This is a genomic window from Schaalia sp. ZJ405 (assembly GCF_011038885.2).
Lineage (GTDB): Bacteria > Actinomycetota > Actinomycetes > Actinomycetales > Actinomycetaceae > Pauljensenia.
Window position 1 is genome coordinate 648,554 of the sequence record NZ_CP064952.1, and the last position, 26,723, is coordinate 675,276.

24 protein-coding genes are annotated in these 26,723 nt (G+C 57.8%); 13 read left to right on the forward strand and 11 right to left on the reverse strand.

From position 1 onward, the window contains the following. Positions 1–11: 11 nt before the first annotated feature. Genes G7Y41_RS02640 through G7Y41_RS02655 form a run of 4 tightly spaced genes read right to left on the reverse strand, consistent with a single transcriptional unit; the run spans position 12 to position 4,524 of the window. The gene (locus tag G7Y41_RS02640; RefSeq protein ID WP_231367352.1) at positions 12–1,187 is read right to left on the reverse strand and encodes a thiolase family protein; all 1,176 of its coding nucleotides are present in this window, start codon (positions 1,185–1,187) and stop codon (positions 12–14) included. Between the two features lie 13 nt (positions 1,188–1,200). Beyond that, a complete protein-coding gene (locus G7Y41_RS02645; RefSeq protein WP_165315797.1) occupies positions 1,201–2,658 on the reverse strand; it encodes a CoA-transferase in 1,458 nt (485 codons plus the stop codon). Further along, on the reverse strand, positions 2,655–3,416 hold the full coding sequence (locus G7Y41_RS02650) for a glucose 1-dehydrogenase (RefSeq protein ID WP_196819538.1): 762 nt from the start codon (positions 3,414–3,416) through the stop codon (positions 2,655–2,657). The genes G7Y41_RS02645 and G7Y41_RS02650 overlap by 4 nt, the downstream gene beginning before the upstream one ends. Continuing rightward, positions 3,406–4,524: a LacI family DNA-binding transcriptional regulator gene (locus G7Y41_RS02655; protein WP_165218660.1), complete on the reverse strand. Its 1,119-nt coding sequence runs from the start codon at positions 4,522–4,524 to the stop codon at positions 3,406–3,408. The genes G7Y41_RS02650 and G7Y41_RS02655 overlap by 11 nt, the downstream gene beginning before the upstream one ends. A gap of 241 nt (positions 4,525–4,765) precedes the next feature. Between G7Y41_RS02655 and recO the strand changes: the two genes are divergently transcribed. The 3 genes from recO to G7Y41_RS02670 all read left to right on the forward strand — a co-directional run bounded on the left by recO (position 4,766) and on the right by G7Y41_RS02670 (position 7,113). Beyond that, entirely contained in the window at positions 4,766–5,500 is a 735-nt protein-coding gene (gene recO / locus G7Y41_RS02660) for a DNA repair protein RecO (RefSeq protein WP_165218963.1), read from the forward strand. A gap of 56 nt (positions 5,501–5,556) precedes the next feature. Continuing rightward, positions 5,557–6,372 (forward strand): isoprenyl transferase, encoded by an 816-nt coding sequence (locus tag G7Y41_RS02665; protein ID WP_165315825.1) that lies wholly within the window; start codon positions 5,557–5,559, stop codon positions 6,370–6,372. Positions 6,373–6,594: 222 nt separating this feature from the next. Beyond that, positions 6,595–7,113 (forward strand): SNARE-associated domain-containing protein, encoded by a 519-nt coding sequence (locus tag G7Y41_RS02670; RefSeq protein WP_165315798.1) that lies wholly within the window; start codon positions 6,595–6,597, stop codon positions 7,111–7,113. 84 nt (positions 7,114–7,197) lie between these two features. Here G7Y41_RS02670 and G7Y41_RS02675 read toward each other — a convergent pair whose 3' ends face one another. The 4 genes from G7Y41_RS02675 to G7Y41_RS02690 form a co-directional block, all read right to left on the reverse strand. Further along, positions 7,198–7,581 (reverse strand): Fur family transcriptional regulator, encoded by a 384-nt coding sequence (locus tag G7Y41_RS02675; RefSeq protein ID WP_231367389.1) that lies wholly within the window; start codon positions 7,579–7,581, stop codon positions 7,198–7,200. Positions 7,582–7,664: 83 nt separating this feature from the next. Then, positions 7,665–8,606, reverse strand: a complete 942-nt coding sequence (locus G7Y41_RS02680; protein ID WP_442984252.1) for a metal ABC transporter permease — start codon at positions 8,604–8,606, stop codon at positions 7,665–7,667. Next, positions 8,603–9,397, reverse strand: coding sequence for a metal ABC transporter ATP-binding protein (locus G7Y41_RS02685; RefSeq protein ID WP_231367353.1), 795 nt, complete (start codon positions 9,395–9,397; stop codon positions 8,603–8,605). The genes G7Y41_RS02680 and G7Y41_RS02685 overlap by 4 nt, the downstream gene beginning before the upstream one ends. Positions 9,398–9,423: 26 nt before the next feature. Continuing rightward, positions 9,424–10,605, reverse strand: coding sequence for a metal ABC transporter substrate-binding protein (locus G7Y41_RS02690; protein WP_442984253.1), 1,182 nt, complete (start codon positions 10,603–10,605; stop codon positions 9,424–9,426). Between the two features lie 182 nt (positions 10,606–10,787). On the opposite strand from G7Y41_RS02690, the gene G7Y41_RS02695 reads away from it, so the two are divergent. The 5 genes from G7Y41_RS02695 to G7Y41_RS02715 all read left to right on the forward strand — a co-directional run bounded on the left by G7Y41_RS02695 (position 10,788) and on the right by G7Y41_RS02715 (position 15,512). Then, entirely contained in the window at positions 10,788–12,179 is a 1,392-nt protein-coding gene (locus G7Y41_RS02695) for a glycine--tRNA ligase (protein ID WP_165315801.1), read from the forward strand. Next, the gene (gene dusB / locus G7Y41_RS02700) at positions 12,180–13,475 is read left to right on the forward strand and encodes a tRNA dihydrouridine synthase DusB (RefSeq protein WP_165315802.1); all 1,296 of its coding nucleotides are present in this window, start codon (positions 12,180–12,182) and stop codon (positions 13,473–13,475) included. A gap of 89 nt (positions 13,476–13,564) precedes the next feature. Next, on the forward strand, positions 13,565–14,353 hold the full coding sequence (gene aroD / locus G7Y41_RS02705; RefSeq protein WP_165315803.1) for a type I 3-dehydroquinate dehydratase: 789 nt from the start codon (positions 13,565–13,567) through the stop codon (positions 14,351–14,353). A 90-nt stretch (positions 14,354–14,443) separates the two neighbouring features. After that, positions 14,444–14,953, forward strand: a complete 510-nt coding sequence (locus G7Y41_RS02710; RefSeq protein ID WP_165218640.1) for a hypothetical protein — start codon at positions 14,444–14,446, stop codon at positions 14,951–14,953. A 79-nt stretch (positions 14,954–15,032) separates the two neighbouring features. Then, on the forward strand, positions 15,033–15,512 hold the full coding sequence (locus G7Y41_RS02715; protein ID WP_165315804.1) for an S-ribosylhomocysteine lyase: 480 nt from the start codon (positions 15,033–15,035) through the stop codon (positions 15,510–15,512). Between the two features lie 159 nt (positions 15,513–15,671). Here G7Y41_RS02715 and dnaG read toward each other — a convergent pair whose 3' ends face one another. After that, positions 15,672–17,720 (reverse strand): DNA primase, encoded by a 2,049-nt coding sequence (dnaG, locus tag G7Y41_RS02720; protein WP_165315805.1) that lies wholly within the window; start codon positions 17,718–17,720, stop codon positions 15,672–15,674. 160 nt (positions 17,721–17,880) lie between these two features. Beyond that, the gene (locus tag G7Y41_RS02725) at positions 17,881–19,023 is read right to left on the reverse strand and encodes a hypothetical protein (protein WP_165315806.1); all 1,143 of its coding nucleotides are present in this window, start codon (positions 19,021–19,023) and stop codon (positions 17,881–17,883) included. Positions 19,024–19,189: 166 nt separating this feature from the next. Between G7Y41_RS02725 and G7Y41_RS02730 the strand changes: the two genes are divergently transcribed. Then, the gene (locus G7Y41_RS02730) at positions 19,190–20,476 is read left to right on the forward strand and encodes a deoxyguanosinetriphosphate triphosphohydrolase (RefSeq protein WP_165315827.1); all 1,287 of its coding nucleotides are present in this window, start codon (positions 19,190–19,192) and stop codon (positions 20,474–20,476) included. Between the two features lie 153 nt (positions 20,477–20,629). Further along, positions 20,630–21,778, forward strand: coding sequence for a branched-chain amino acid aminotransferase (locus tag G7Y41_RS02735; protein ID WP_165218632.1), 1,149 nt, complete (start codon positions 20,630–20,632; stop codon positions 21,776–21,778). Between the two features lie 126 nt (positions 21,779–21,904). Here G7Y41_RS02735 and G7Y41_RS02740 read toward each other — a convergent pair whose 3' ends face one another. Then, positions 21,905–23,098, reverse strand: a complete 1,194-nt coding sequence (locus G7Y41_RS02740) for a cobalamin-independent methionine synthase II family protein (protein ID WP_165315807.1) — start codon at positions 23,096–23,098, stop codon at positions 21,905–21,907. A gap of 236 nt (positions 23,099–23,334) precedes the next feature. On the opposite strand from G7Y41_RS02740, the gene G7Y41_RS02745 reads away from it, so the two are divergent. The 3 genes from G7Y41_RS02745 to G7Y41_RS02755 all read left to right on the forward strand — a co-directional run bounded on the left by G7Y41_RS02745 (position 23,335) and on the right by G7Y41_RS02755 (position 26,649). After that, positions 23,335–24,012, forward strand: coding sequence for a DedA family protein (locus G7Y41_RS02745; RefSeq protein ID WP_165315808.1), 678 nt, complete (start codon positions 23,335–23,337; stop codon positions 24,010–24,012). A 751-nt stretch (positions 24,013–24,763) separates the two neighbouring features. Then, complete coding sequence (locus G7Y41_RS02750) at positions 24,764–25,990, forward strand: peptide ABC transporter permease (protein ID WP_165315809.1); 1,227 nt, start codon at positions 24,764–24,766, stop codon at positions 25,988–25,990. Continuing rightward, positions 25,987–26,649, forward strand: coding sequence for an ABC transporter ATP-binding protein (locus G7Y41_RS02755; protein ID WP_196819539.1), 663 nt, complete (start codon positions 25,987–25,989; stop codon positions 26,647–26,649). Before G7Y41_RS02750 ends, G7Y41_RS02755 begins: the two co-directional genes overlap by 4 nt. Positions 26,650–26,723 lie beyond the last annotated feature (74 nt).

Sequence of the window (26,723 nt, forward strand, 5' to 3'; positions counted from 1 at the left end):
TACTTCTTTTGTCAGAGTGCTTTGAAAATGGCGGCGACACCTTGTCCACCGCCGATGCACATGGACACGAGACCAAATTCCTTGCCAGTTCGGCGAAGGTTATACAAGGTCCGCAACGACAGGATCGCTCCCGTTGCCCCCACTGGGTGACCCAACGCAATTGCGCCACCCAACGGATTCGTTTTGTCCATGTTCAAGTTCTGATCTCGAATTACAGCGAGAGCTTGAGCGGCAAAAGCCTCGTTTAATTCGATCCAGTCAATGTCAGCTAAAGACAACCCTGCCTTGTCCAAAGCCCTGGGAATCGCCAATGCTGGAGCAAACCCCATGACCTCAGGGCGCACACCTGCCTTCGCGAAACTGACCAACTCGCCCAGCGGCTTCAACCCCTCCGCCTGAGCCACAGACTCCGTGGTCATCACCAACATCGCCGCAGCATCATTGATGCCCGACGAATTGCCGGCAGTCACAGAGCCGCCCTCACGGAACGCTGGACGTAGACGAGCCAATTTCTCACCCGATGTGCCCGGTCGAAGGTGCTCATCCACATCGAAAACACGTTCCGTTTTCTTCTCCTTCACCGTCACACCGACGATTTCGGGAGCAAACACACCGCGCTGCTGCGCGTCAGCTGCACGTTGCTGCGACAACGCTGCGAACTGATCTTGATCCTCACGGGAAATCCCGAACTGCTGCGCCACATTCTCAGCGGTCACACCCATCGGATACCCGCCGAATGGGTCCGTCACCAGTGACAAGGTCCCATCCACCAGCGAATGATTACCCATGCGCCACCCGTGACGAGCGTCAAAGTCCATGAACGGCTGATTCGACATGTTCTCCGAACCACCCGCCACCACGAACCGTGAATCACCTGAAAGCAACTCAAAAGCCGCCGACTGTAAGGCCTGCAACCCGGAACCACACAGACGATTCACCGTGAACGCTGTTGAATCTTCACGGACTCCCGCTTCTAACGCGATTCGCCGAGCCAGGAAAGCGTCCCCACCCACCTGACCGACACAGCCAACAACAACCTCGTCAACAGTCTCAACGCTGATGCCAGAGCGAGACACGGCCTCGCGCATCGCTGCCGCACCCAACAGGTGATTTGGCGTCGCCGATAACGACCCAGCGAACGTGCCGACAGCGGTGCGAGCACCATCAACAATGACTACTTTCTCCACACTGAACTCCCGTTCACTTGGTGATGACAAGACTGGCCGCTGCGCGCGCTTCATCGTTGTCATCCACTTCTGCGACCACCCACCCTTGGGGGGTCAACTGCACCAAATAGTGTTCTGTTGCCAGGAACACTTCTTGGCCCTTGGCCAACGCACCTTGTCCGTTGAAGGTCAACTGATCGACCGCAGGAACCCACTTTGGATGCTTTGAATCAGCGACCATGAGGAAACAAATCCGTTTTGCTCCGTCAACAATGTCCATGAATCCGCCGCAGCCAATTGCTTTACCGGCGAACGCTGAAACGTTGATGTTGCCCAAACCATCAACCTGGCCGACACCCATGAATGTGATATCCACGCCGCCACCGTTGTAGAAATCAAACTGCTGAGGGTGGCCAATGATGGCCGCAGGATGCAACGCGCACCCAAAATCCACGACACCCAACGGCACACCGCCATAGGTGCCTGACTCCACTGTCAATGTCACGCGCGCGATCTGTCCGCTGACTGCGAGCGCGCGACCAATCGAATCCCCTGGCAGGCCCGTGCCCAAGTTGATGATGTCGCCATCACGAACCAGAGTGGCACCACGCTCACCGATACGCACTCGTGTGTCCTCAAGCTCCGTGGCAAGCAGAGCCTCGCTGAGTTCCTCCGGTGATGCGTACCCCGTGAGTAGGTCCCAGTTCACTTCCACTGAGGCATTCGTTTGACGGTGATACCGGGCCGGATCCGACGTGACCATCACGTAATCCACGAGGACACCGGGGACTTCGACGTCACGGGCGGGAATCTCCCCCGGTTCCACGACCTCTTTCACCTGAGCGATAACGATGCCGCCGCAGTTATGGACCGCTTGCGCGATCGCGAGGTTATCCAAGATGGACACGTCATCCGCGCACGACATGTTCCCATTCGTGTCAATCCGGGTGCCACGGATGATCGCAACATCCAAGGGGAAGGACTTATAGAACAGGTACTCTCGTCCGTGAACGGTTGTCACCTCAACGTATTCATCCGGTTGAGTGGCCTTCTGAGCAGACTCGTTAATACGTCCGCCCCCGTGACGAGGATCGACAAAGGTTCCCAAGCCAACGGTTGATAACTGCCCCGGACGGCCCGCAGCGATCGTGCGATAGAGCGTGGAAATCTGTCCCTGCGGCAGGCAGATCGCCTCGACCTCGTCAGCGCCGAGGACGTTGGCCATCGGAGGGTTGAGCCCCCAATGGGGACCCACGACCCGTTTGAGGAGCTTGGGGTGGGCTAGGCGAGCTAACCCGTCCACACGATTCGACTGCCCCGCCGCGTGAACGAAAGTCAGCTCATTCGGTGAGCCTTTCTCCAGGAATGACTTCTCGATCTGGGCGTATATCTCGTCGGCAACCCCCATCATTGTGAAGCCGTTGCCCACAACCGTTGCGCCGTTGGGAATTAAGCTGGCGACGTCGGAGGGTTCAATGCGTTGAAAACTCATAGCTTGTAGCCACCGCCAATGTTGATGACTTCACCGGTCAGGTACGCCGCATCGTCCGACACCAGGAACGCCACCAGGTTCGCCACGTCTTGAGGGGTGCCAGCGCGACGCAGCGGCACTTTCGCGACCTGCTCTTCATATAGGTTGTCAAAACCTGCGCGTGAAGGAACATCCTTGAGTGCGCTGGTCATGGCGGTCTCAATGAAGCCGGGGCAAATGGCGTTCGCCGTGACACCTCTGAACGCCAACTCCTTCGAGATGGAGCGTGTCAACGACACCACGCCGCCTTTTGCGGCCGCGTAATTTGTTTGTCCGATGTTGCCCATCCACGAGGCCGAGGCGACGTTGCAGATCCGCCCGTATCCGCGTTCGCGCATGTGCGTGCCCACGGCGCGGCAGAAATAAAACACCGCCGACAGGTCCACTGCGATGACGGAGTCCCACATGTCGTCCGTCATCTTGTGGAGCATCCCATCACGGTTAATGCCCGCGTTATTGACCAGGATGTCTACCTTGCCGAACGTTGAGATTACGTCGGCGACGGCCTCGTCAACGGACTGTCTGCTGGACACGTCTAAGGCGACTCCCACGGACTTTCCTGCGCATTGGGCGGCGGTTTCCTGCGCGGCCTCGCCGTTAATGTCGACGACGACAACGGTTGCCCCACGCTCAGCTAGTGTGAGCGCGATTCCGCGACCGATCCCCTGGGATGCGCCCGTGACAATTGCGACCCGATCCTTTAGTTGACTACTTGACACTGAGTTTTTCCTTTCCAGGTGTGCATCGGCACGATGTCCCGATGCGAAGGTGGTAATGACAAATGACGTCACGTACCGGCGAACGCTTGTTATTGAGAAGATCCGCCACATACTCCACGGCCTTTTGAGCCATTTCCTCTAGCGGCTGCACCACCGTTGTTAACTGTGTTGACACCGACCCCACCAGGTTCAGTCCGTCAAACCCCGTGATCGCGACATCGCGGGGCACACGGATGCCGTGATCAGCGAAATACTGAATGACTCCGAACGCAATCGCGTCCGACCCGCATACGACAACTTCGGGAAGCGACGCCCCACACGTCAGGAGGTACTCTGCGGCTCGCAGCCCGCCGTCGGTCCCCAAGGTTGTGCGAACAATCCAGTGGCGAGGCACGAAAATCCCGTTCTCCACCAAACCGTCTAAATACCCCGAGTAACGCTCATTCGACGCTGAGGAGCGGCGAGGCCCCATGACCAGCGCAATGTCTCGATACCCGTGGTCCACCAAGTGAAGCACCATGTCACGGGCAGCCGAACGATTGTCGATGCCGACGAAAGGTGCACGTACCGTAGGGATTTTGCGGGACACTTGAACATAGGGAAGACCCGACTGGTGAAGCTCTTGAACAACCGTGGCGTCACCGTCTTGCGTGGCCGTCAAAATGATGCCGTCAACGTTGTGGTTCGCCATTGCGCGGACCGTTGTGAGCAATTCCGCGGGTTCGTCACCCGTGTGAGCGAGGTAGGAGTCGAAGCCGTGCGATCGTGCTTCACGCGAGATGACGACCCCAAGCTCGTGGTAGTACGGGTTGCGTAAGTCCGCCAGAACAACACCGATCAACGGGGTTGTGGTGGTCTCCGTTGTTGCCTGCGTGGGAATGGGTATTCCGAGTTCTTGGGCAACGTGAAGGATCCGCGCACGCACTGGCGCGGACACACCGGGTTTCCCATTGAGTGCGTACGACACCGACGCGCGGGAGACTCCGACGATTCGGGCGACTTCCGCGGCAGTTGCCTCCTGAGGGGCAGACTCCTGCTGGTGATCGTTCACTGGCGGTTCACTTCCTTGTAATACCGACGCCTCCAACTCGACTGTGAGCTGTGGCATGCATGTACTTTGACAGCAGGTGCAAATGTTAAGCAACGTTAAGTAGGGGATGAATCACCCGTGTGTTGAAAAGTTCGAGGATTCGGGGATTCAAGTGGCGAGGACGAGGTTCACCGCATGAGGTACCCCTCATTGAACAATCCCGGCATGATGGTGCAAGAACCGCGTCAAACAGCGTCGTTGCCACGGAAGTTGCCGAGCGTGAGACACCGGTGACGATCGGTGCGACAATTACCCGGTGATGAGGACCTACCGAGACGAAGCGGTCGTGCTGCGCACCCACAAGCTGGGTGAAGCTGACCGAATCGTCTGGTTATTAACGTCGGATCACGGGCAGGTGCGGGCCGTGGCGAAGGGCGTGCGGCGTACCTCCTCCAAGTTTGGGGCACGGCTCGAACCATTCAGCGTGATCGACGTTCAACTCCACAAGGGACGCAGCCTCGACACCGTGACACAGGTCGAAACAATCACCTCTCACGGCGATGCCATTGCCGCAGACTACGACCTTTTTTCCGCCGCCTCGGTCATCGTTGAAACCGCCGAACGCGTGACAGCGGACCAGGATGACGCCACACACTCACAGTACCTCCTGCTCGTCGGAGCGCTCTTTGCGTTAGCGCATCGGCGTCACGACCCGCGACTGGTCCTCAACTCCTACATGCTTCGTGCGCTTGCCATCGCCGGATGGGCACCCTCATGCTTTGACTGCGCAGTCTGTGGTGCACGAGGTCCCCACGGAAGTTTTTCAATTCCCGAGGGCGGCGCGGTCTGCGACACCTGTCGCCCCGTTGGTGCGGCATCGCCCTCACCGGATGCAATGAAACTGCTCGGTGACCTCCTGTCGGGTGATTGGCAAAGCGCCGATAGCGCCCAGCGCTATGCCTACGGTGAAGTTCACGCGCTCGTGTCCTCCTACGCTCAGTGGCATCTTGAACGTCGGCTCAAATCCCTTCGTGTCTTTGAGAGGAGCCACTAGTGGAAAAAGCAGCGTCGTCCTCGTTCATAGGACACGATGGTGAAGTGAAGACGCCGATGGAACGCGCCCCCGAGGACCCGTGGGCGCCGGTGCTTGGACCGGGACAATGGCATCGCGAGGCACCGATTTTTGGTGTCGGGGAAGTGCCTGCGCACGTCGCGCTGGTCATGGACGGCAACGGCAGGTGGGCGAACGAACGGTCACTGCCGCGCACCGAGGGACACCGGGCGGGTGAATACGCACTCATGGACACCATCGCCGGAGCCATCGACGCGGGCGTGCGCTACCTGTCGGTGTACACGTTCTCCACGGAAAACTGGAAGAGATCACCCGCTGAAGTGCGTTTCATCATGAGTTATGCAACCGATGTTCTGCGCCGGCGCACCGGGCAACTCAAGGACTGGGGTGTCCACGTTCGTTGGAGTGGTCGGCGACCTAAGCTGTGGAAATCCGTGATCCATGCCCTCGAAAGGGCCGAGGACGAAACGCATGACAACACGACGCTTGATCTGGTGATGTGTGTGAATTACGGGGGGCGTGCGGAGATTGCCGATGCCGCCCGGACCTTGGCGCAGGACGTTACCGATGGGAAAATGTCGCCCCGTGGCATCACGGAGAAATCCTTTGCTCGTGCGCTTTACCTGCCTGATGTGCCCGATGTTGACCTGATGATCCGAACATCGGGGGAGCAGCGGATCTCGAATTACCTTCTGTGGCAACTTGCCTATGCGGAACTCATGTTTACGCCCACGCCGTGGCCCGCGTTTGACCGTGAACAGCTGTGGGATTGCCTCCTGGAGTACGCCGGACGTGACCGACGCTTCGGGGGTGCGCGTGACCGCGTGGACGAGTCCGGGGATGCGATTCACTGAAAGGTTTCCGGCTCGTTTACTTGGGGTGCATCTGACTGAAACGATCTGGTAGCGCTGTCAGATAACACGCCGAATATAGAGGTTTTTGGCCGAGACGTGTGGACGTTTGTCGCCCACAGTGTCAGATAACTTCTCGGGCGAAGGTAGATCAGTAGCATTGGGCCGTTAGGACTCTCGTCCCATTTGGGGGAGTAGTCGAGTCGCATGACGACAGGAGAAAGCATGCATCCGGAATGGGCTTCATCGGGAATTCGGCTGATCATTTTCTTGTTCTTTGTAGTCTTTATCCGAGCTCAGGGAACGTATTGGCTCGGGCGCGCAACCGCGCAAGGAGCTCTGTCAGGTTCAGGCCGCGATGGCTTGCGCGGGAAAATCGCCGCCTGGTTCAACGGCCCTATTCCTCGAAAAGGCGCGGATCTACTGGAGAAATGGGGACTGATCCTCATCCCCCTATGCTTCCTCACCGTTGGAGTCCAAACCGCAGTTAACGCAGGTTCTGGAGTTGTTCGCTTGAAGTGGCGGACCTACACGCTGTGCATGATTCCCGGATGCATCGCCTGGGCGTTTCTCTACGGATTCGGGATGCTTGCCGTATGGATGTCGATTCTTGCAGCGATCGCAGGATCGTGGTGGGGATGGGCAGGAATACTCACAGTGCTCTCCATCATCGCTGCCATCGTCGTGGTTAGGCGCAGACGTTCTCGTCCCCTGGAAGCTCCGGTACAGGCGCAAAATAGCTGACCGGTAAGGGAAGAGAAGCGGCGCGTATCTCAGGGAGACTGGTGTTCCCACTGATAGGGATGCGCGCCGAGGGCGCGCTGCGGATTAGTTCTGCATCTTCTGGCAGTTGCCGCACACGCCAAAAAGTTCCATCGAATGCGACACCTGTGTGAATCCGTGTGATCGAGCGACGTCGTCGACCCAGGTTTCAATTTCTGACTGGCTGATCTCCTCGGTGTGACCGCATATGCGGCACACGAGGTGATGATGGTGGTCTGCGGTCCTGCATCGACGGAAAAGAGCTTCGCCCTCGTCAGTGCGGAGAACATCGACCTGGTGAGCGTCGACCAAGGCCTGGATATTGCGGTAGACCGTGGCCAAACCGACTTTGTGACCCGAGCGGATGAGATCGTCGTAGATCTGCTGCGCACTACGGAAGTCATCGATGCGCCCGAGCTGTTCCCACACGGCGAGGCGTTGCTTCGTCATGCGCTGGGTTGACCCACCCGCAGTCGCAGATGCGCGGGCGGAGTGAGTTGCCTCCGATAGGGGATCATGATGGTGATGTGTGGTCATTGAATGGGTGTCTCCTGAGTCGTGTCATCGCGCTCGGGATGAACCGCGGAGGCGGAAACTTCGCGGAGTCTGCGGGAACGTTTCGTCTGGTCGATCACCGTGCGAACGGTGAAACCCAATGCATAGACAATTATCGCAAGAACAACGATCGCTGCACCCGGTGACAAATCAACGAAATATGTCAGTGACAGGCCGAGCGTGCACACGATGGTGCCGATCCCCATTGCCCAGGTCATGGTTGCGCGGAACGACCGGGAACCGAGCTGAGCGATGGCAACGGGAACGATCATCAGGGCCGAGACCAGGAGCGAACCGACGACGCGCATTGCGATCGCTACGGTCAGCGCCGACAACACGGCCAAAAGCATCGACAGGCTGCGCACTGGAAGTCCCGTGGAGCGGGCAAATTCCTCGTCGTTCGTCACTGAAAACAGTGCCGGAGTCAGACCGATGCCGACAATGATGATCAGCGCGGCCAGGGCAACGATGAGCCAGAGATCCGACCACTCAACCGTGGAAATTGAGCCAAAAAGATACGAATTGAGTTGCGCGGAGGTGCCGCCGGCGATGCCGATGAGAAGCACACCGCCCGCGATTCCCCCGTAGAAAAGCATGGCGAGGGCGACGTCGGCCGAAGTCCGCCCCGACTGGCGAACCAGCTCAATCGTCACCGCACCCAGGAGCGATACGACAATTGCTCCGGGGATTGCCCACTGATCCGCTGGCGAGGCGTTCACCGCGGTGCCGAGCAACCAGCCGAGTGCGACACCGGTGAGTGATACGTGTCCGATGCCGTCGCCGAGCATTGCGAGGCGGCGGTGCACAAGGTACGTTCCGATGACGGGAGCTGTGGCGCCGACGAGCACCGCGGCCAGGAGGGAGCGCTGCATCATTGGCGACGTGAGCATCTGCCCGAGGGCAGCGATGATGTCGCTCATGCGTTCCCTCCGTAGATCTCAGTGACCAGCGTCGACGCGCGTGCGCCGATGGGAGCGGTGGATGTTGAATGCGTGTGGCACGTGTCGTCGGTGTGCGCGTGCTCGGTGCTCAGGCGCGGCGGTCCGTCGTAGGTGATATGGCCGGAGCCGATGTGGAGTTCCCGATCGATGGAGGGCGCGAGTTCACCGAGTTCGTGGAGAACAACGAGGATTGTTGTTCCAGCGGCACGCAGATCAGAGACGATTCCAGCCAAGCGCCTGCGGGAGGCCGCATCAATACCGGCCATTGGTTCGTCCATGATGAGGAGTTCAGGGGAACGCACGAGGGCACGCGCAATGAGGACTCTCTGCTGCTGTCCCCCCGACAGGATCGACATGGGATCCTTTGCCCGATGTGCCATCCCGACGCGCTGGAGGGCATCGAGAGATCGTTGGCGATCTTTGGGTGCGGGCCACCAGCGGGAGGGTCCGAGTAATCCCGTGCGAACAACCTCGATTGACGAGGACGTCACTCCGCCGGGGGTGGCCACGCGCTGAGGAACATAGCCAATGCGTTTCCACGGAAACGAGCGTGGGTGAGTTAAAGCGCAGCCGAATAGTTCAACGCTTCCTCGGGTGATCGGTGCGGACCCGAGGATTGCGCGCAGCAGAGTGGATTTTCCTGAGCCGTTAGAGCCCGTGAGGGCAACGACTGAGCCGCGTGGGACACGCAGACTGACCCCGTGGAGGATCAGGTTGGTGTCCCACGCGACGTGAAGGTTGTCCACGCAGATGACGTCAGTGTGTGTCACTGCGAATCAGAGTCTTTCTTCCGTGCTCACTCGCAGTCGAGTGCCTTGCGTAGGGCGACGAGGTTGTCGTGCATCACGGCCTCGTAGTCCTTTGAGGAATCGACCTGAGATTCGATGGGGTCGAGGACGTCTGTCTTAATCCCCAGGTCGGACGCCAAGGTTTCTGCGACCTTCGGATCGATGAGGGACTCCGTGAAAATTGTCGACACATTTTCCGCCTTGACGAAATCGGCGATTTCTTTGAGTCGTGCGGGTGAAGGAGTGGAATCGGGGGAGAGGCCGGAGATTCCCATCTGTGTCAGCTGTGTGCGGTCTGCGAGGTAGCCGAAAGCCGTGTGCGCGGTGACGAAAGTGCGGGAGCGGCACGTTGCCGTACCCTCGACCAGTTCGGTGCTGAGTTTCGTCATGCTCTTGGTGACGGCTGCGGCGTTCTGCGTGTAGTGCTGCGCGTTCTTCGGGTCGGCTTTGGCAAGGGCCTGGCCGATCGCGGTGGCCGCCTGCCCCATGCGGTCGGGGTCAAGCCAGAAGTGAGGATCGGTTGTCCCGTGGTCATGGTCATCATGGTCGTGCGCCTCGTGGTCATGACCCTCGTGATCGCCGTCTTCGTGGCTGTCGTGATCGCCGTGTGCCTCGTGGTCGTGACCTTCATGGTCATGCGCCTCATGGTCGTGGTCGAGTCCCTCGTGGTCATGCGCCTCATGGTCGTGGTCATGACCCTCATGATCATGCCCTTCATGGTCGTGATCATCGTGCGCGTCACCGTGATCGTGACTGTGCTCGGGGTGGTTGTTGCGCGGGTCGTCGCTCGTATCCACAAGGCTCACGGCCTCTGCGACATCAATGACAGTCTTTGGAGCGTTCTGTTTGACAGCATCGTCAACCGCTGCCTGGAAACCTGAAAGGTAAACAACTGCATCCGCTCGACCCAACTGGTCGACGGTTGCGGGAGACAGCTCCAGATCATGAGGTTCTGCCCCATCGGGGGTCAGCGAGGTGACAGAGACGAGGTCTCCGCCGATGCGCTCGGTGAGGTATTTCAGGGGATAGAACGAGGTCATCACGGAAAGAGGTTTGTCGGATGCCCCATCCGACTGTCCTGCGGACTGAGTCGAGGAGGCACCCGAGCATCCGGCGAGGATGAACGAGACAGCCGCAACGGTCGCGGGGGCGGCATACGTCAGGAAGGAATGTCGTTTCATGAGAATCATTCTCACTCTTAATGGGAATGATCGTCAATAGAAGGCCTGGTCATCGTGAGCATCCTCATGCTCTATGAGAAACGGCATTGATTCCCTGGTAGCTGTAGAGGCACAGGCCAACGTCCCTCGACTAAGATCGGTACCAACACGTCGCGCCAGCCAGGTGCGGCGCTTTCCAAAGGAGTTTTTCTGTGGCACCCACACCTTCCCGCCTCGACTCAGTCATCAGCCTCGCGAAGCGCCGCGGCTTCGTTTTCCCCTCGGGTGAAATCTACGGCGGTACTCGCTCCGCGTGGGACTACGGGCCCCTGGGCGTTGAACTCAAAGAAAACATCAAACGCCAGTGGTGGAAGCGGGTTGTTCGTTCGCGCGAGGACGTCGTCGGCCTCGACTCTTCCGTCATTCTCCCGCGTCGTGTCTGGGAAGCCTCCGGCCATGTCACGGCCTTCACCGACCCGCTGATCGAATGCCTGTCGTGCCACAAGCGCCTGCGTGAAGACGAACTCAAAGAGACCTACGCAGAAAAACACGGTGTGAACGAAGACTCCGTTGATCTCGGAGACGTCCCCTGCCCCAACTGTGGAAACCGTGGACAGTGGACCGAACCGAAGGCATTCTCCGGTCTCCTCAAGACATTCCTCGGACCCGTTGACGACGAAGCAGGTTTGCATTACCTGCGTCCTGAAACCGCTCAGGGCATCTTCACGCAGTTCGCGAACGTCATGGCATCGTCGCGCAAGAAGCCGCCGTTTGGCATTGGTCAGATCGGCAAGTCTTTCCGCAACGAAATCACCCCCGGAAACTTTATTTTCCGTACCCGCGAGTTCGAGCAGATGGAACTCGAATTCTTCGTTGAACCCGGAACTGATGAGGAATGGCACCAGTACTGGATTGATGAACGCTTCGCCTGGTACGTCGACCTCGGCATCGATCCCGAACACTTGCGCCTGTACGAGCACCCCAAGGAGAAACTCTCCCACTACTCCAAGCGCACCGTCGACATTGAGTACACCTTCGGATTCCAGGGATCCGAATGGGGAGAACTCGAAGGTATCGCCAACCGCACCGACTACGACCTATCCGTTCACGCTGATGCCTCGGGACAGAAGCTCGACTACTACGACCAGGCGAAGAATGAGCGCTGGACTCCCTACGTCATCGAACCCTCGGCAGGCCTGACCCGTTCGCTCATGGCATTCCTCGTTGAAGCCTACGCAGAGGACGAAGCTCCGAACGCCAAGGGTGGCGTGGACAAGCGGACCGTTCTTCACCTGGATCCGCGTCTTTCCCCAGTCAAAGCTGCTGTGCTCCCGCTGTCACGCAAGGATGAACTACAGGGGCCGGCACGCGAACTCGCCTCCGAGCTGAGGGAACTGTGGAATGTCGATTATGACGATGCGGGTGCTGTGGGCCGTCGATACCGTCGCCAGGACGAGATCGGCACCCCCTACTGCATCACCTACGACTTTGACTCGGTCGAAGATCAGGCCGTGACGATTCGTGATCGTGATTCGATGGAACAAGAGCGCATTCCTGTTTCTGAAGTCAAGTCCTACCTCGTTGATAAGCTCGGGGTTCTGTGAATGACTGAGCCTCATGGCTTCGTTGGCGGCCCGGTCTCTGTCGTAGAGGTCGGGCCCCTGCGTTTATGGTCACCCGTCGTCCTCGCCCCGATGGCCGGAGTTACGGACGTGCCTTTCCGTCGCCTGTGTCGCCAGTTCGGTGAATCTGGGCTCCCCCGTGGGCTTCGCCCCGATGAAGGAAACCCTACTGCACCCTCTGGCGGTGATGACGCGCAGATCGCATGGACGAAAGGTGTGGATGCGCCGGCGGGGCTGTATGTCACGGAAATGGTGACTTCACGTGCGCTGGTTGAAAACAACGAACGCACGTGGAAGATGGTCCAGCCCGACCCGCTTGAGCGGGTGCGCTCCATTCAGCTCTACGGCGTCAACCCCGCTGTCATGGCGCAGGCGACGCGTCTGCTCATTGACCGTGACCTGGTTGATCACATCGATCTGAACTTTGGGTGTCCCGTTGCGAAAGTGACGAAGAAAGGCGGGGGAGCGGCACTGCCGTGGAAGCGTGACCTGTTGACGGATCTCGTCCGTGACGTTGTTGCGGCAGCAGATGATCAGTCGCGCCGAACCCGTCGTGACCAGCCGGTTCCTGTGACCGTCAAGATGCGCATCGGGATTGACAACGATCATGAAACTTTCCGCGAGGCGGCGCAGATCGCGCAGGATGCAGGGGTCGCGGCGATTGCTCTTCACGCTCGCACACAAACGCAGCACTATTCCGGTAAAGCGCACTGGGAACGAATCGCGGAGCTCAAAGACCACGTGTCGATCCCTGTGTTCGGCAACGGTGACATATTCGAGGGCCCCGATGCTCTGAGGATGCTCGAAGAGACCGGATGCGACGCGGTGACGATCGGACGCGGATGCCAGGGGCGCCCGTGGCTGTTCCGTGACATCATCCGTGCGATCCACGGGATGCCCGCACTTCCCGGCCCATCGTTGCGTGAGGTCGCTGAGATCATCATGACGCACGCACGCTGGGTTGTTGAGGTTGAAAACGATGAGAAGCGTGCTTTGCGTGAGATGCGTAAACACGTGGGATGGTATCTTCGGGGATTTTCTGTGGGCGGCCCGCAGCGTCACGCATTGGGGATGGTGTCGACGCTCGATGAGCTTGAACAGCGTCTGAGTGCTCTTGACGGGGACCAGGAGTTTCCCGCGGCTGCGCAGGGGGCACGAGGACGAGCTGGCGGTGAAAAAACTCCGCATTTGCCCAGCGGTTGGCTTAACTCTCGATGCTTGACTGACGCGGAGCGGGAGATGCTTCAGCTGGCGGAACTGGATGTTTCCGGTGGATAACGGCAGATGTGAGGGGACGATCCTCAGCGACGAGAGTTCCGGACCTTTTGGGCTGGTCAGAGTACAGAACACGTGAGGTGGTGTGAGAAATGCAGCAGGTGATGATCGGACGGCGAGGGCATCGAGAATGTGTCCTCGGTGGTCGAACGAAAATTATTGCGCCGCTGATGTCTGCTGATCTGCGGGCGCTCACCGAACAGGTCGCACGCTACGCCGACTACCCCGTTGACCTCGTGGAATGGCGGGTCGATCCACTGCTTGCAGCCCAGGGACAACAGACGATTGATGCCCTCGAGGCAACGCTACGCAGCGTCGGCGCGCAGATCATGGCCGCCAGTGCGCTCCCGGTTCTCGCAACCTTACGCACGGGGGCCGAGGGCGGGACAGTAGATGTTGACAGTAATGACATGTACGAGGCCGTTGTGCGCCTCCTTGCTGATCTCGCCGATGCCGTTGATGTAGAAATCGCCCGAGGCAGCTCGGAGCTGGTCAACGACTGCCACGAACGTGGTGCTGTTGTTGTCGCATCGTCCCATTTCTTTGAGGGAACCCCAGCGCTGGCTGAACTTGAGGACACTCTCTTGTCAATGGATCAGGCGGGGGCAGATATCTTGAAAATTGCAGCAATGGCGCGTTCGCCCAAAGACACACTCACGGTGCTTGCCGCACAGGTTGACGCAGCCAAACGCCATGCGCGCCCCGTTATCGGCATCGCAATGGGCCCCTACGGTGCTGTGACACGTGTGAGCGGTCGCGCCCTCCAATCGGCAGCAACCTTCGCATCGATCGACGAGGCCAGCGCTCCCGGGCAGCTTGATGTGATGGCAACGCGCCGCATCCTTGACATGCTTGAACCGCGCGGAGAATCAGAAGAATAAGAGACTGACGAGAGCACGCAGAGGAAGTGCGTGCTCGTCCTCGTCCTCGTCCATTGGGCTGCCGACTCCCAAGGAACATAGAATCATCACATGGCTCATCGACAACGCCCACCGAAAGACCTCATCACCTTGCTTCCGGATTCGGATCGGCGAGCCCTCGCGGAACATCTTGACGAGGGCGGGTGGATCGTTGCGGGAAAATACGCGATGATCGTGCTTGCGGAGGAGCTGGAAGGTCAAGCAGCGGGAGTTGTTGACTCGGGTATGTGGTACGAGATTCAACAAGTGCGTTGGGAAGCCGCGACTCGGCGATTGACATGCGTGTGGGTTGATCCGGGGCGTGCGCCGATCGAGGTGACAACCGACAGCGAGGATCCCGCAGAATTCATGCGAGATGTCACGGAAAAAGTCAACCGGACGCTCATTACCCATCGCACGGAGGCCATGCCCAATGGCACGCGGGTAACCGCATGGGTGCGTCGACGTGAAGATGACCAGCTCTTTTCCGTGCTCACTGCGGACGGTCCCTTAGATGAGGAGTCGCAAAGTCTCGCATCGCGTCTTGAACGCGAAGTGAGAGAAAGCGTCGGCCTAGACTGATATCCGCTGGTGGGCCGCAATATCCCGTCGAGCGTGACCTCAATGAACACCCACGTCATAGGACTGAGGAGAGCTTGCTATGGCTGAAGTTGAAAGTTTTACCCTGGATCACACTGCCGTCAAGGCTCCGTACGTCCGGCTCATCTCCGTTGAACACGGGCCCAATGGTGACGCCATTTCTAATTTCGACCTGCGTTTCGTCCAACCAAACGCCTCGGCGATTCCCACGGGCGGATTGCACACGATTGAGCACCTGCTCGCAGCAATCCTGCGCGACCACCTTGAAGGTGTCATCGACTGTTCTCCTTTCGGTTGCCGTACAGGTTTTCATCTCATCGTGTGGGGAACCCCCAGCGTTGAAGAGGTGACTCGTGGGCTTGAGATCTCGCTGCGGGTGATCGCCGACGATGTCACGTGGGAGGACGTCCCGGGAACCGACGAGAAGTCGTGCGGGAACTATCGTGATCACTCGCTGTTCTCCGCGAAGGAATGGGCTCAGGCGGTCCTCGCTCAGGGGTTCTCGGTGGACGCATTTGAGCGAAAGCTCCTCGCCGGCTGACGGGATGGTCTTTGCTCGGTGTTGTGCCGATGTGCTGCGGCATTGCGCCGGTGAAGGCCCGTTGGAGCACGGTCGTCAGCGCCCACAGGTAGCTGGCACCTACAGGAAGCTCATGCCCACGGGCAGTCGGATTCGTCCCCCGTGAAGAACACTGAGCTGCTAGTCCCGCTCAGTGAAGGTTTGCCGACGTTGCTCAAGACGAAGCAATTCCTTGAATGCGTCGCCGTAGCCGGGATCGTCCTCGTTCATTCGCTGGAGGTCAGCGCGTGCCTGGCCGACTCGGCGGGTGAGGTCCATGCGGACCATTGCCCCAACAACCCCGCGGCAGTATGAGCGCATTCCTTCCTCGCGATCGTCCTGCGGGATTGGTGCAACGGCGAATTGAGTGACGACCTCTCCGAGCATGTCTCCCGCCGATTCGCGGATATATTCAACGAAACGACGCGTTATCAGAGCATTCTTTTCGATGTCGTCACTCTCGCCGTCCCTGCGAGGCGGGAGGGGAGCAGCGTCAGTTGCCCCGGCGGCGTTCGTTGGGCTGGTCATGGGATTCCACGACGGATCCCGAAGCATCCGCGTGAACGTATCGAGGCCGCCAACTGCGCGGATGGCGTCGTGAACAGCGCGGTGGGTGGGCACGGTAAAGGATGAACCGTCAAGTTCCTCGAAACCGGAACCGATGACATACATCGGATATTGGAGGACAGCTTCAAGTACTTGGCGTTCGATTCGTGACACCGGATCCTCGGGGCCACGCCTTTGAGGGGCAACCTGGAGACCCGCACCCGACATCGGGGACGAGGACGAATACGCACCTGGGCGTGCCTGCCCGCCCTGACCGCTAGAACGTGGAGCCTGACGGACAGCGCGTTCCACGGAGCGTATATCCATCCCCAACCAGCCGGCCAACAAACGCGTATATTCGCTGCGCAGCGCATGGTCTTTAATTCCCGCGACGATTGGCGCGGACGCTCGAAGCCCGGCAACTCGTCCCTCGGCGGTTGTGAGTTCCACCTGAGAGAGAACCGAACGGATAACGAATTGAAAAAGAGGGGTACGTGATTCGATGAGATCGAGGACGGCGCGGTCGCCGCGAGCCATCCTCAGGTCGCACGGATCCATCCCAGATTTTTCCACAGCGACGAAAGTCTGGGATGCGAAGTTCTGGTCTTCGTTGTAGGCACGCAACGCTGCCTTTTGTCCGGCCGCGTCACCATCGAAAGTGAAGATCACTTCCGAGCCGCGGGCTCGTCCCGATGACAGGAGAACACCGGCTGCGGGATCTGCCACGTCCCCCAGGAGCCTGCGGATGATCCGCACGTGTTCCGAACCGAAAGCCGTGCCGCACGTGGCGACGGCGCACGGTTCCCCGGCGACGTGCGCAGCCATCACATCTGTGTACCCTTCAACAATGACCACGCGACGTCGCTGTGAAATCGCCTTTTTCGCCAGGTCCAGGCCGTAGAGCACCTGGGATTTCTTGTAGATCGGTGTCTCGGGGGTGTTGAGGTACTTCGGTGAAGATTCATCATCGTCGAGACGACGCGCACCGAATCCGACGGTGGCTCCGGTGATGTCTCTAATCGGCCAGACAAGCCGGTGACGAAAACGATCGTAGAGTCCACGCGAACCCTGAGAAGCCAGGCCCGCCAATTGGATTTCTTTATCGGTGAAGCCTCTGTCACGCAGGTGACGAGTCAGTGAATCCCATTGCGCGGGAGCGTATCCGATGCCAAAGTGCGCGCACTGAGAGGGACCGAAACCGCGTTCGGCAAGGAACGCCCGACCTTCGTGAGCCTGAGGGGATGTGAGTTGAGAAATGTAGAATTCTTCGGCAACCTGATGGGCATCAATCAGCCGCTGGCGTTTGCCCGGTTCCTCGGTGCGGTGTCGAGTACCGCCTTCTTCGTAGTGCAGTGTCACGCCGTAGCGTTGCGCCAGCATCTCCACCGCTTCGGCGAACGGCAGGTGGTTGATTTTTTGGACGAAAGAAATAACATCCCCGCCTTCATCACAGCCGAAACAGTGCCACATGCCAAGCTGGGGGCGCACATGGAAGCTGGGGGTGCGTTCGTCGTGGAACGGGCACAACCCCTTGAGGGAGTCCATTCCCGCTGATCGTAGGGTGACGTGCTCGCCAACGATGTCGTCGATGCGTGCAGTTTCACGCACCAATGCGATGTCTTCCTTGCGAATCAAGCCAGCCATGATCCCAGTCTAGTCGCTGTGAGTGTCGTGCCGCGCCGACGAGAGTCGCCTGTGGATCGTCATTGACGAGGACGACGAGTCCCGCTTCACCGCTTCCAGTCCGTTCGCTCAGTACCTGAGGGGAGCAACGGGCCTTAGCCATTGCAGCGGTGGATCGTGATTATTCGTAGGAACGGGGCTTAGGGGGACGAACGGGTGCTGTCTCGAACCACGCGCAGGAATTCGCCGGGAGGAGCGTGGCACCGGCGCGGCCCAAACCCGCCGGTTGCGAGCTGACAAGCAGAGCGTGTTCACGGGGAACGTCGACGGTTTGCCCGGACGTATTGACGACGATGGTCACCCCAGCGCAGATGAGGACAACAACGCCGTGGCAGGCCCACGGCAGTCCAGTAACGATTCCCAAAGACCCCGCACCCATGCGACGTTCGCGCCGAATCCGCAAAGCCTCAGGGATCGGTCCTGAATCGCCTTCCTCGATGGCACGCGCGGTTTCACTGTTGTAGGACGCTCCGGGGAGCGCAAGACTGAGGAGTTGTCGGGAGCTTGCGAGATCAGCCTCGTCCTCGTTCATTTCTGTGGAGGAAGTCCACGACCACGGGGTGATTGCCCCGATGGGATCTCGGGGACGTAGGGAAGCTCGGATCGCTGCGATGATGCGGTCGGCATCCCACGGGGTTGAGGAGCACACGGAATCGCGAAGATGATGGAACCAGTTGTCTTCGAGGGCGGTGCGCAGCATGTCGGCATCCGTGTAGCCGGTTGATGCAACGAGAATCGCGGAGCTGTTGGCGGCTTCAATTTCGGCAAGAAGCACTCCGGTCAGGCGCGTCAGACGTGCGTGTCCCGCTGTCTGTTGCTGCGCAGTGAGGCTGGCGTCGTTAAGGCCGAGAATCCCCAAGTCGATGCCGTCAGCCCCGGCCTCAAGGCTGGCTCTGACGCGCCCAATGAGAGTGGTGATGTCGTCTTCGTTGGAGAAGTCACTGGTTGCAAGGAAACGGAACGACACTCCCGCCAGACGCACGATGACGCGTAGCCCAAAGTCGTGGGCACGGGAAATGAAGGATGACAGGGACGAGGACGAGTCCCACACGACACCGGAATGGCTGGGCTCAACGACGACTGCGTCGAATCCGATCCGGCCAAGAGCCTCGGCCTGTTCGCTGAGAATGCCGAGTGTTGACTCGTCACATTTATCTGAGAGTACACCGATGACAGCTGTATGCCACCACTGGACCGGACCTCGCGTGATCCGGTGGATCATCGAGGTTAACACACTGTTGTCGCGGCGCTGTTCTTCGGACACAGATCCATATTGACACACTTGCCTCATCTGTGTGAAACAGCGCACGATCAGATGGGCGAATACCTGTGGATCGGCGGGCGGTGAGTGGGTGTGACGCTAGTGTAGGAACGTGAGTACCACACATTCGTCGTCAAACCCTGCGAAGTCGGGATTCACTTTGCCCGTGATGGACCCCTACGGTGGCGCAGATCTGCTCTCTGGGGCCTACGGTCCCCAAGATCGTCAACGAATGGTTCAGGAGAAACCGAAGTCGTCGGAACGCACGGACTTTGAGCGCGACCGCGCACGGGTTCTTCATTCATCGGCCCTGCGTCGGATGGGTGAAAAAACGCAGGTTCTGGGTCCGTCGACTAATGATTTCGTGCGTACTCGGCTCACGCATTCGCTCGAGGTTGCTCAGGTCGGACGCGAACTCGGCAAGGAACTCGGTGCTGACCCCGACGTTGTTGATGCGGCGTGTCTTTCGCACGACCTCGGTCATCCTCCCTTTGGGCACAACGGTGAAAAAGCGCTCGACGTGCTCGCGGGCGATATCGGGGGATTTGAGGGAAACGCCCAGACACTCCGTATCGTTGCCCGTCTTGAACCTAAGGTGCTGTCTTCGGGTGGTCAGCCTGCGGGGCTGAATCTCACGCGCGCAACGCTTGATGCAATTTGCAAGTACCCGTGGGCGAAAGGACAGGGACCCGACCCTGAGAAGTCACGACGGAAATTCAGTGTCTACGGGGATGATGAACCTGTTTTCCGGTGGATGCGTCAGGGTGCCCCTGAGGGACGTCGGTGCCTGGAAGCGCAGATCATGGATCTTTCCGACGACATTGCCTACTCCGTTCACGATGTCGAGGATGCGATTGCAACGGGGAAGTTCGCGCCCGCTGACTTGCATGATGACGGCGTTGTTGAAGCGGTGATTGACGCAACCGTTGACTGGTATGGCAAAGGAATTTCGCGCCATGACCTAGAGGGAGCGATTCAGCGCCTTGTGTCCCTTGACGTGTGGCTTCCGTCCTTTGCCGGCTCCTACGCTGACCTTGCCCGTCTCAAGGATCTCACAAGTGAACTCATCGGTCGTTTCTGCTCTGACACTGTTGCCGTTACTCGCGAGGCCTTCGGTGAGGGGCCGCTGGGACGCTACCGCGCCGACCTCATCGTCACCGATGAGACTCGGGCCGAAATTCAGGTGCTCAAAGGCATGGCGGTGCACTACGTCATGAGCCCACGCGAATCCGAACCCGTGTACTACCAGCAGCGCACCCTCCTCAACGACCTCGTTGATGTGCTCTTCACGAACGGCCCGCACCATCTTGAACCTCTTTTTGCTCAGCAGTGGAGGGCGGCGATCGGTGACGAGGAACGTCTCCGCGTTGTCATCGACCAGGTTTCCTCTCTCACGGATGCTTCCGCGTCGGCATGGCACGCTCGTCTATGCGGGATGCTGTCGACGCAGCTGTAAGAAGCAGTTGCGAGACGCAGCTGTAAGAAGCTGTTGTGCGGGGCGAGGTCGATGTTCGGCCTGCCAGGTCATATGACGGAATCATTCCCGGTGGCTCAGTACACCGACCTATCCTGAGAGAGCACGGGAGAATCACGGATTTTGGAGGGTGCTATGTCAGCGCAACCACACACGCCAACAGAGTTGGAACGCCTCGGAGATCAAAGGATTCCCGTCGCCGACGAATTGGCCGGCCGATTCCCCCTGACACCCAACCCGAATCCGGCATCCGAAGAGGACTACTCGCGGATCATGACGGACCTGACTTTCGGACGCGAATTCACCGACCACATGGCCCACATGCGCTGGACCCGCGAGGATGGATGGACTGGACGTGAAGTCATTCCCTTCGGTCCCTTGGAACTCACGCCGGGCGCGTCGGTGCTGCATTACTCGCAGTCGGCATTCGAGGGGATCAAAGCGTATCGTCACACGGATGGGTCCATTTGGACATTTCGCCCCGGATACAACGCCGCACGTCTGAACCATTCGGCGTGGCGCATGGCCCTGCCACAAATGGAACGCGACGACTTCGTTGCCTCGCTCATCGACTATGTCCGAGCAGATGAGAAATGGGTTCCCGAAGATGACGGAGCCTCCCTCTACCTGCGGCCCTTCCTGTTCGCATCCGAACAATTCGTTGGCGTTCACCCAGCGGGCATTGTTGACTACTACGTCATCGGGTCGCCGTCAGGCCCCTACTTCACGGATGGTTTCAACGGAGTTGCCATCTGGGTTGTTAAGGGCTATCACCGGGCGGGTCCGGGCGGAACAGGTTCGGCAAAGACGGGTGGTAATTATGCCGCGTCGCTGCTCCCGCAGACGGAGGCCGCCGAGAAAGGTTTCAGTCAGATCTGCTTCCTCGATACCTACGAAGAGAAGTATCTTGAGGAGCTTGGCGGCATGAACATGTTCGTCGTCATGAAAGATGGAACGGTGCGTACCCCGTCGCTCACGGGAGTCATTCTTGAGGGAGGGACGCGCTCGGCGATTCTGCGGATGCTGCGCAGCCAGGGAACCCAGGTACGTGAGGAACGTATCGCGTTGACTGATCTTGTCGAGGGGATTACTTCCGGTGAAGTCACTGAGGTATTCGCCTGTGGAACAGCTGCCGTGGTCACGCCGATCACCCGTCTCGCTGGTGACGATTTCGACGTGGAGATTCCCGTGGGTCCTCAGACAACGAAGATCCATCGCATGCTGACTGATATTCAGTGGGGGCGCGCTGAAGATCCTTTCCACTGGATGTACCGGCTCGTCTGAGCGCGTCTTTTCTCTCATTAACGAGGACGAACCTGTGGGGGCGACCATCGGGTCGCCCCCACAGGTGTATCGAGAGCCGACGTATTCACGTCAAGCGCTCACGGTGAAGCACTCACGGCGAAGAGCTCACTGCGAGGCGAGGCGCGCGCCCTCTGTGAGTGCTTCGAGTTTCGCCCAGGCGATCGACGGATACACACGTCCACCGAGGCCGCAGTCAGTTGAAGCGACAACACGTTCGTCTCCGACGATGTCGGCGAACTGGCGAATTCGCTGAGCAACCAACTCCGGGTGCTCAACAACGTTGGTTGAGTGGGAAACAACGCCGGGGATCAGATACTTCCCATCGGGCAGAGTGACGTCTTTCCAGATCGTCCACTCGTGGGCGTGGCGAGCGTTCGCAGCCTCAAAGGTCAAGCCATTGGCATTGACCGCAAGCGCCAGGTCAACGATGTCCTTGAAGGGGATGTCCGTTGTGTGCGGGCCGTGCCATGAGCCCCAACAGACATGGAAACGGACCAGCTCCGGATCAATTCCCCGCAACGCATGGTTAAGGGCTTCAATCCTCACACGTGAGAACGCCCGGTAGTCGTCAACGGAGGGTTCGGTGGCGAACTGGTCCCACCCTTCAGCAATATCCGGTGCATCGATCTGAACAGTGAGTCCCGCATTGGTGATGCGCAGGTATTCCTCACGCAGCACATCGGCGCATGCCCAGACCACGGCCTCGTCGTCCTCGTAGAATGCATTCGCCACGCGAGCGGCGCTTCCCGGAGAAATCGCGGCAACGAAGCCATCAGAAAGGGGTTTGCCTGCGGCTGTGAGTGCCTGGGTGATCCCAGCGATGTCACGATCAACGGCCTCGGCGCCAATGTAGGTGAGTTCACTGGTGATCGTGGGGAAGCGAACGGGGTTCTTATTCGCAATGTGGATTCCCGATTCGGGATCAGCGTATGCGTCGGCGAAACGCTGCCAGTCGCGGCGCTCGGCGAAGGAAGAGAAGGAGAGGCGACCCTCCCGACCCGCGGGAGGACGAATGTCGAAACGCTGCGTGTCCTCAAATGACAAGCCGCCCAGACGGGAGAACGAATATGTCCACCATGCCCCGTAGTCGACAACGTCAAGCATCGCATGGCCGTACTCGCCGTCGTTGACAATGCTCAGGCCGATCTCATCTTGTCGCTGAACAATGCCGTTGACTTCCTTTTGGAGGAGAGAAGAAAACGCCTCGTCATTGAGCGTTCCTTCGCGGTGAGCACGGTTAGCTTCGATGAGAGCCTCGGTGCGCGGCAGAGAGCCGACGTGGGTTGTACGAATCGTCATGATTACCTCGCTGGTCGAAGAAATTGATTGATAACGACATTCAGATTAGAGGCCGTGATCAGGTGCAACATCGGGGTCCGGTTACTGAATTTTTGTAACGAGGTGTCGATGAACGCGGACATGATGCATGTCATGTCTCCACGTGTCGCGCCCACGTGCGGACTCCCATATTCTCACAGTGAAATACTGCCCCTGACCTGTGACTTCTCCATCAACGAAAGGCCATTCCCCTCGTCGTGACACGCTTTCTTGACCTCATCGTCTCCTGGGTCGTTCACCTCATGTCCCTCCTGGGCGCTCCCGGTGTCGGAATCGCCGTGGCCTTGGAAAATGTTTTCCCTCCGATTCCCTCCGAAATCATTCTTCCCGCTGCGGGATTCGCCGCTTCCCGGGGAACATATGGACTGTTCAGCGCAATTGTGTGGGCAACAGCTGGTTCGGTCATCGGCGCGTGCGTTCTCTACGCAATCGGGGCACTCATCGGACACGAGCGCATGAGTCGCCTGATCATCCGGCTCCCGTTCATTGACGAGGACGATGTCGCTCGCACCGAGAATTGGTTTGAGCGACACGGGCCCAAAGCCGTGTTCATCGGGCGCCTGATCCCCGTGATTCGATCATTTATTTCGATCCCCGCGGGAGTGGAGCGCATGCCGATTCCCGTGTTTCTTGCCTATACGACGGTGGGATCAGCGCTGTGGAATAGCCTTCTCGTGGGTGCGGGATTCTTCCTCGGGGAAAACTGGACCCTCGTTGGGGAATGGATCTCGCACTATCAAGGTGTTGTTCTTGGGCTGTTCCTTGCAGCTATGGGCCTCTGGATCGTCAGGATGATTGTGCGTCGACGTCGACAACAGCGCCACGGTCACGCGGGCGCAGCCTCGTCCTCAGAAAGCACGGGCGACGCAGCCTGAGCCACGGGGGATCTCTCGTGCAGGCGAAGAGCAGTGGGTAGCCTCTCGCAGGCGAGCGGATATCCGGCGCTCTCTCGCGTGCAAGGTGTGACGATCAAATACCGCAGGATCCTCTAATCCTGATGAAGTGCTCGAACATGGCGATGTTCCTTGCGGTTCTCACTTTCGTAAGAAACCCTTGGGAATTTCGATGACAAATCTCTTGACGGTACAAAATGTGATCCGTTACATTGGCTTTGAGGTGCAGGGGCTATGCTCCTCACCCAGAAAGTTGCAGGGTTTAGAGGTGAAGGCGGATGAAGTATCTGCTCGGGAAATGTCCAATCAGGCTAAGTGGCCTTATTGAGTTAGCATGCCTATATTTCGGCTCTTTTCTTCTCGCTGGCTTCCTTGCATATATTGAGCGAAGCTCCACAGAATCCTATGTATTGGAGCGCTACCTAAAGTTTATCGTCGAACATCAAACGGCATTGATATTCGCCCTGTCGACGCTGGTTATTGTGTACCACTACCAGGGAATAGTCAAAGCAGAGACTGAGATCGCATGCCGAATCATCGTCGGTGATCGACTTGGATCAATTCGTTTTCGGTACGGACTTGGATGTTTTGTGATACTTGCCAGTTGTTTCCTCATCATGCTCATCATTCACATCCTGCTTGATCTGAAAATAAACAATTTTCTCAACCTTTTTAGCATATTTTTCGTCTACATCTGCGCTAGTTCTCTCATACTAGGAAAAGTGAGGAGAAAATGAAGACTTTTCGCTTTTTTGTGACTCGAATATTTCTGCGAAAACCCGTGTTAGCCGTCGTGGTCCTTGTGCTCATTTTGGCTACTGACTATATTGCATTCATGGTGACACGGACACTGGCCTCGACATCTGAGGGGCTTGAGGAAGTTCAGCACTTCAACCTTCCTGGTATATACATAGCGAATCTGGATCCCGATTCCCCATTTAACCCTGGACAAATGTCGGAGAAATCTCTTCAAGATGTGTATGACCGTATCCAAGAGAAACATACTTTTGGTCTATTTACGGACGGATATATCGCCGATGTAAAAAACAGGCAAGGTGTTGATGTTCCGGTTGCATATATGAATCAGACCTATAGCGAGATTAATGGATTCACAGTTGCAGAAGGAACGGGGATCAGCTTCGACTATGATCTCGATAAGTCGAACACGATTCCCGTGCTGGTGGGAAAAGGTCTTGCGGATGACTATCCGTTAAACACTAAATTCTCGGTAGTGGATCCAGGATTGAATAGAGAGGTAACTTATGTAGTAACAGGCATTCTTACGCAGAATTCTTCTCATTCTCATCTGTATGTGCTTGATTCCAAACAGTACTACAATTTTTCGATCATCGTTCCAGTCACTGAACAATTTATTCAACAGGCGCATGGCGCATTTAAGATTAACGGATTGATGGATCTGATGCTGTTGGATACTTCTCGTCCTGGAGCGAGCGAGCTCGGAGCCTATATCGAAGAAAAGATTAATCTAAAATTTAACTTCTCCAGTCAACAGGATAATATCGACTTCTATCATGAATATTTTTATTCCTCTATGGTTTTTCTCATGGGAGTTTCTCTCATACTAGTTATCGTGATCATATTTCTGGCAGTCTGGGGATCATTGGCCGCCGTGAGAGTCATGCTGCCAGATTTCACCATTAATCTCCTTGTCGGATTGAGCTACGAAAAATTCCAGCGTCTGCTCGTGGCATACTATGCGTTGCTTTCTCTGTTTGCGCTGTCAGCACTTTTTGCGATGGTTTCTTATTCGAGGCATGATAGTTGGAGTACTAAAGTTGCATTCCATATAACATATGGTCCTGCTGGAGGATTGATACAGATGGACTGGATTGCCCTACTTGCTGCGTTCCTAGCCAATGTCCTGTTGGTTGCCATTGTGGTTCAGTCAATCGTATGGCGAATCAAGCGAGTTCCAATTTCAATAGGGGTACTACAGTGACAGAAAAAGTGATTCAACTTGAGATTCAGCGGAAATCCTACGGGAGACGCTCTGCCCCATTGTCAGCACTCGAAAACCTCTCACTCGAGGTCTCAGCAGGTGAAAAGGTTGCTCTCGTAGGCGAATCAGGTGTTGGTAAAAGTACTGTGCTCAACATTCTGGGACTCATCGATCGGAAGTTCTCCGGCAGGTATTACCTGTTAGGGCGGAATGTTGACGAGCTATCGGGATCTGAGCTGGCTGCGTGGCGCAATCGATCATTGGGGTTTGTGCTCCAAGAGTCTGCACTTATCAACTCGCTGAGTATTGCAGACAATATCACTCTTCCATTCCTATATTCGCGGCCGAGAATTCGCGACTGGCGTGAACGTTTCGATACGCTTGTGGAGTCCCTTGGAATCAGCGGGATCGTCAACAAAAAACCACGTGAATGCTCGGGTGGAGAAAAGGCAAGGGCAGCATTCGCCCGCGCAGTGATACTCCGTCCTCAGATCATCTTGGCAGATGAGCCAACCGCGTCATTGGATGCCGAGAATCGTCAACGAATTCTTCGGCTTCTTTTTGATCTCAACCGAGACTTTGGTGTCACCATCATCACGGTCACGCATGATGCGTCTATCGCTCACCTGCACGACAGAATTCTGGAATTGACACGATAGGGGTGAATCAATGGGATTCTTTGCGATGGGAGGATCGGGGATCCTCGGCTTGATCCTTCTGATTCTCGGCGGTA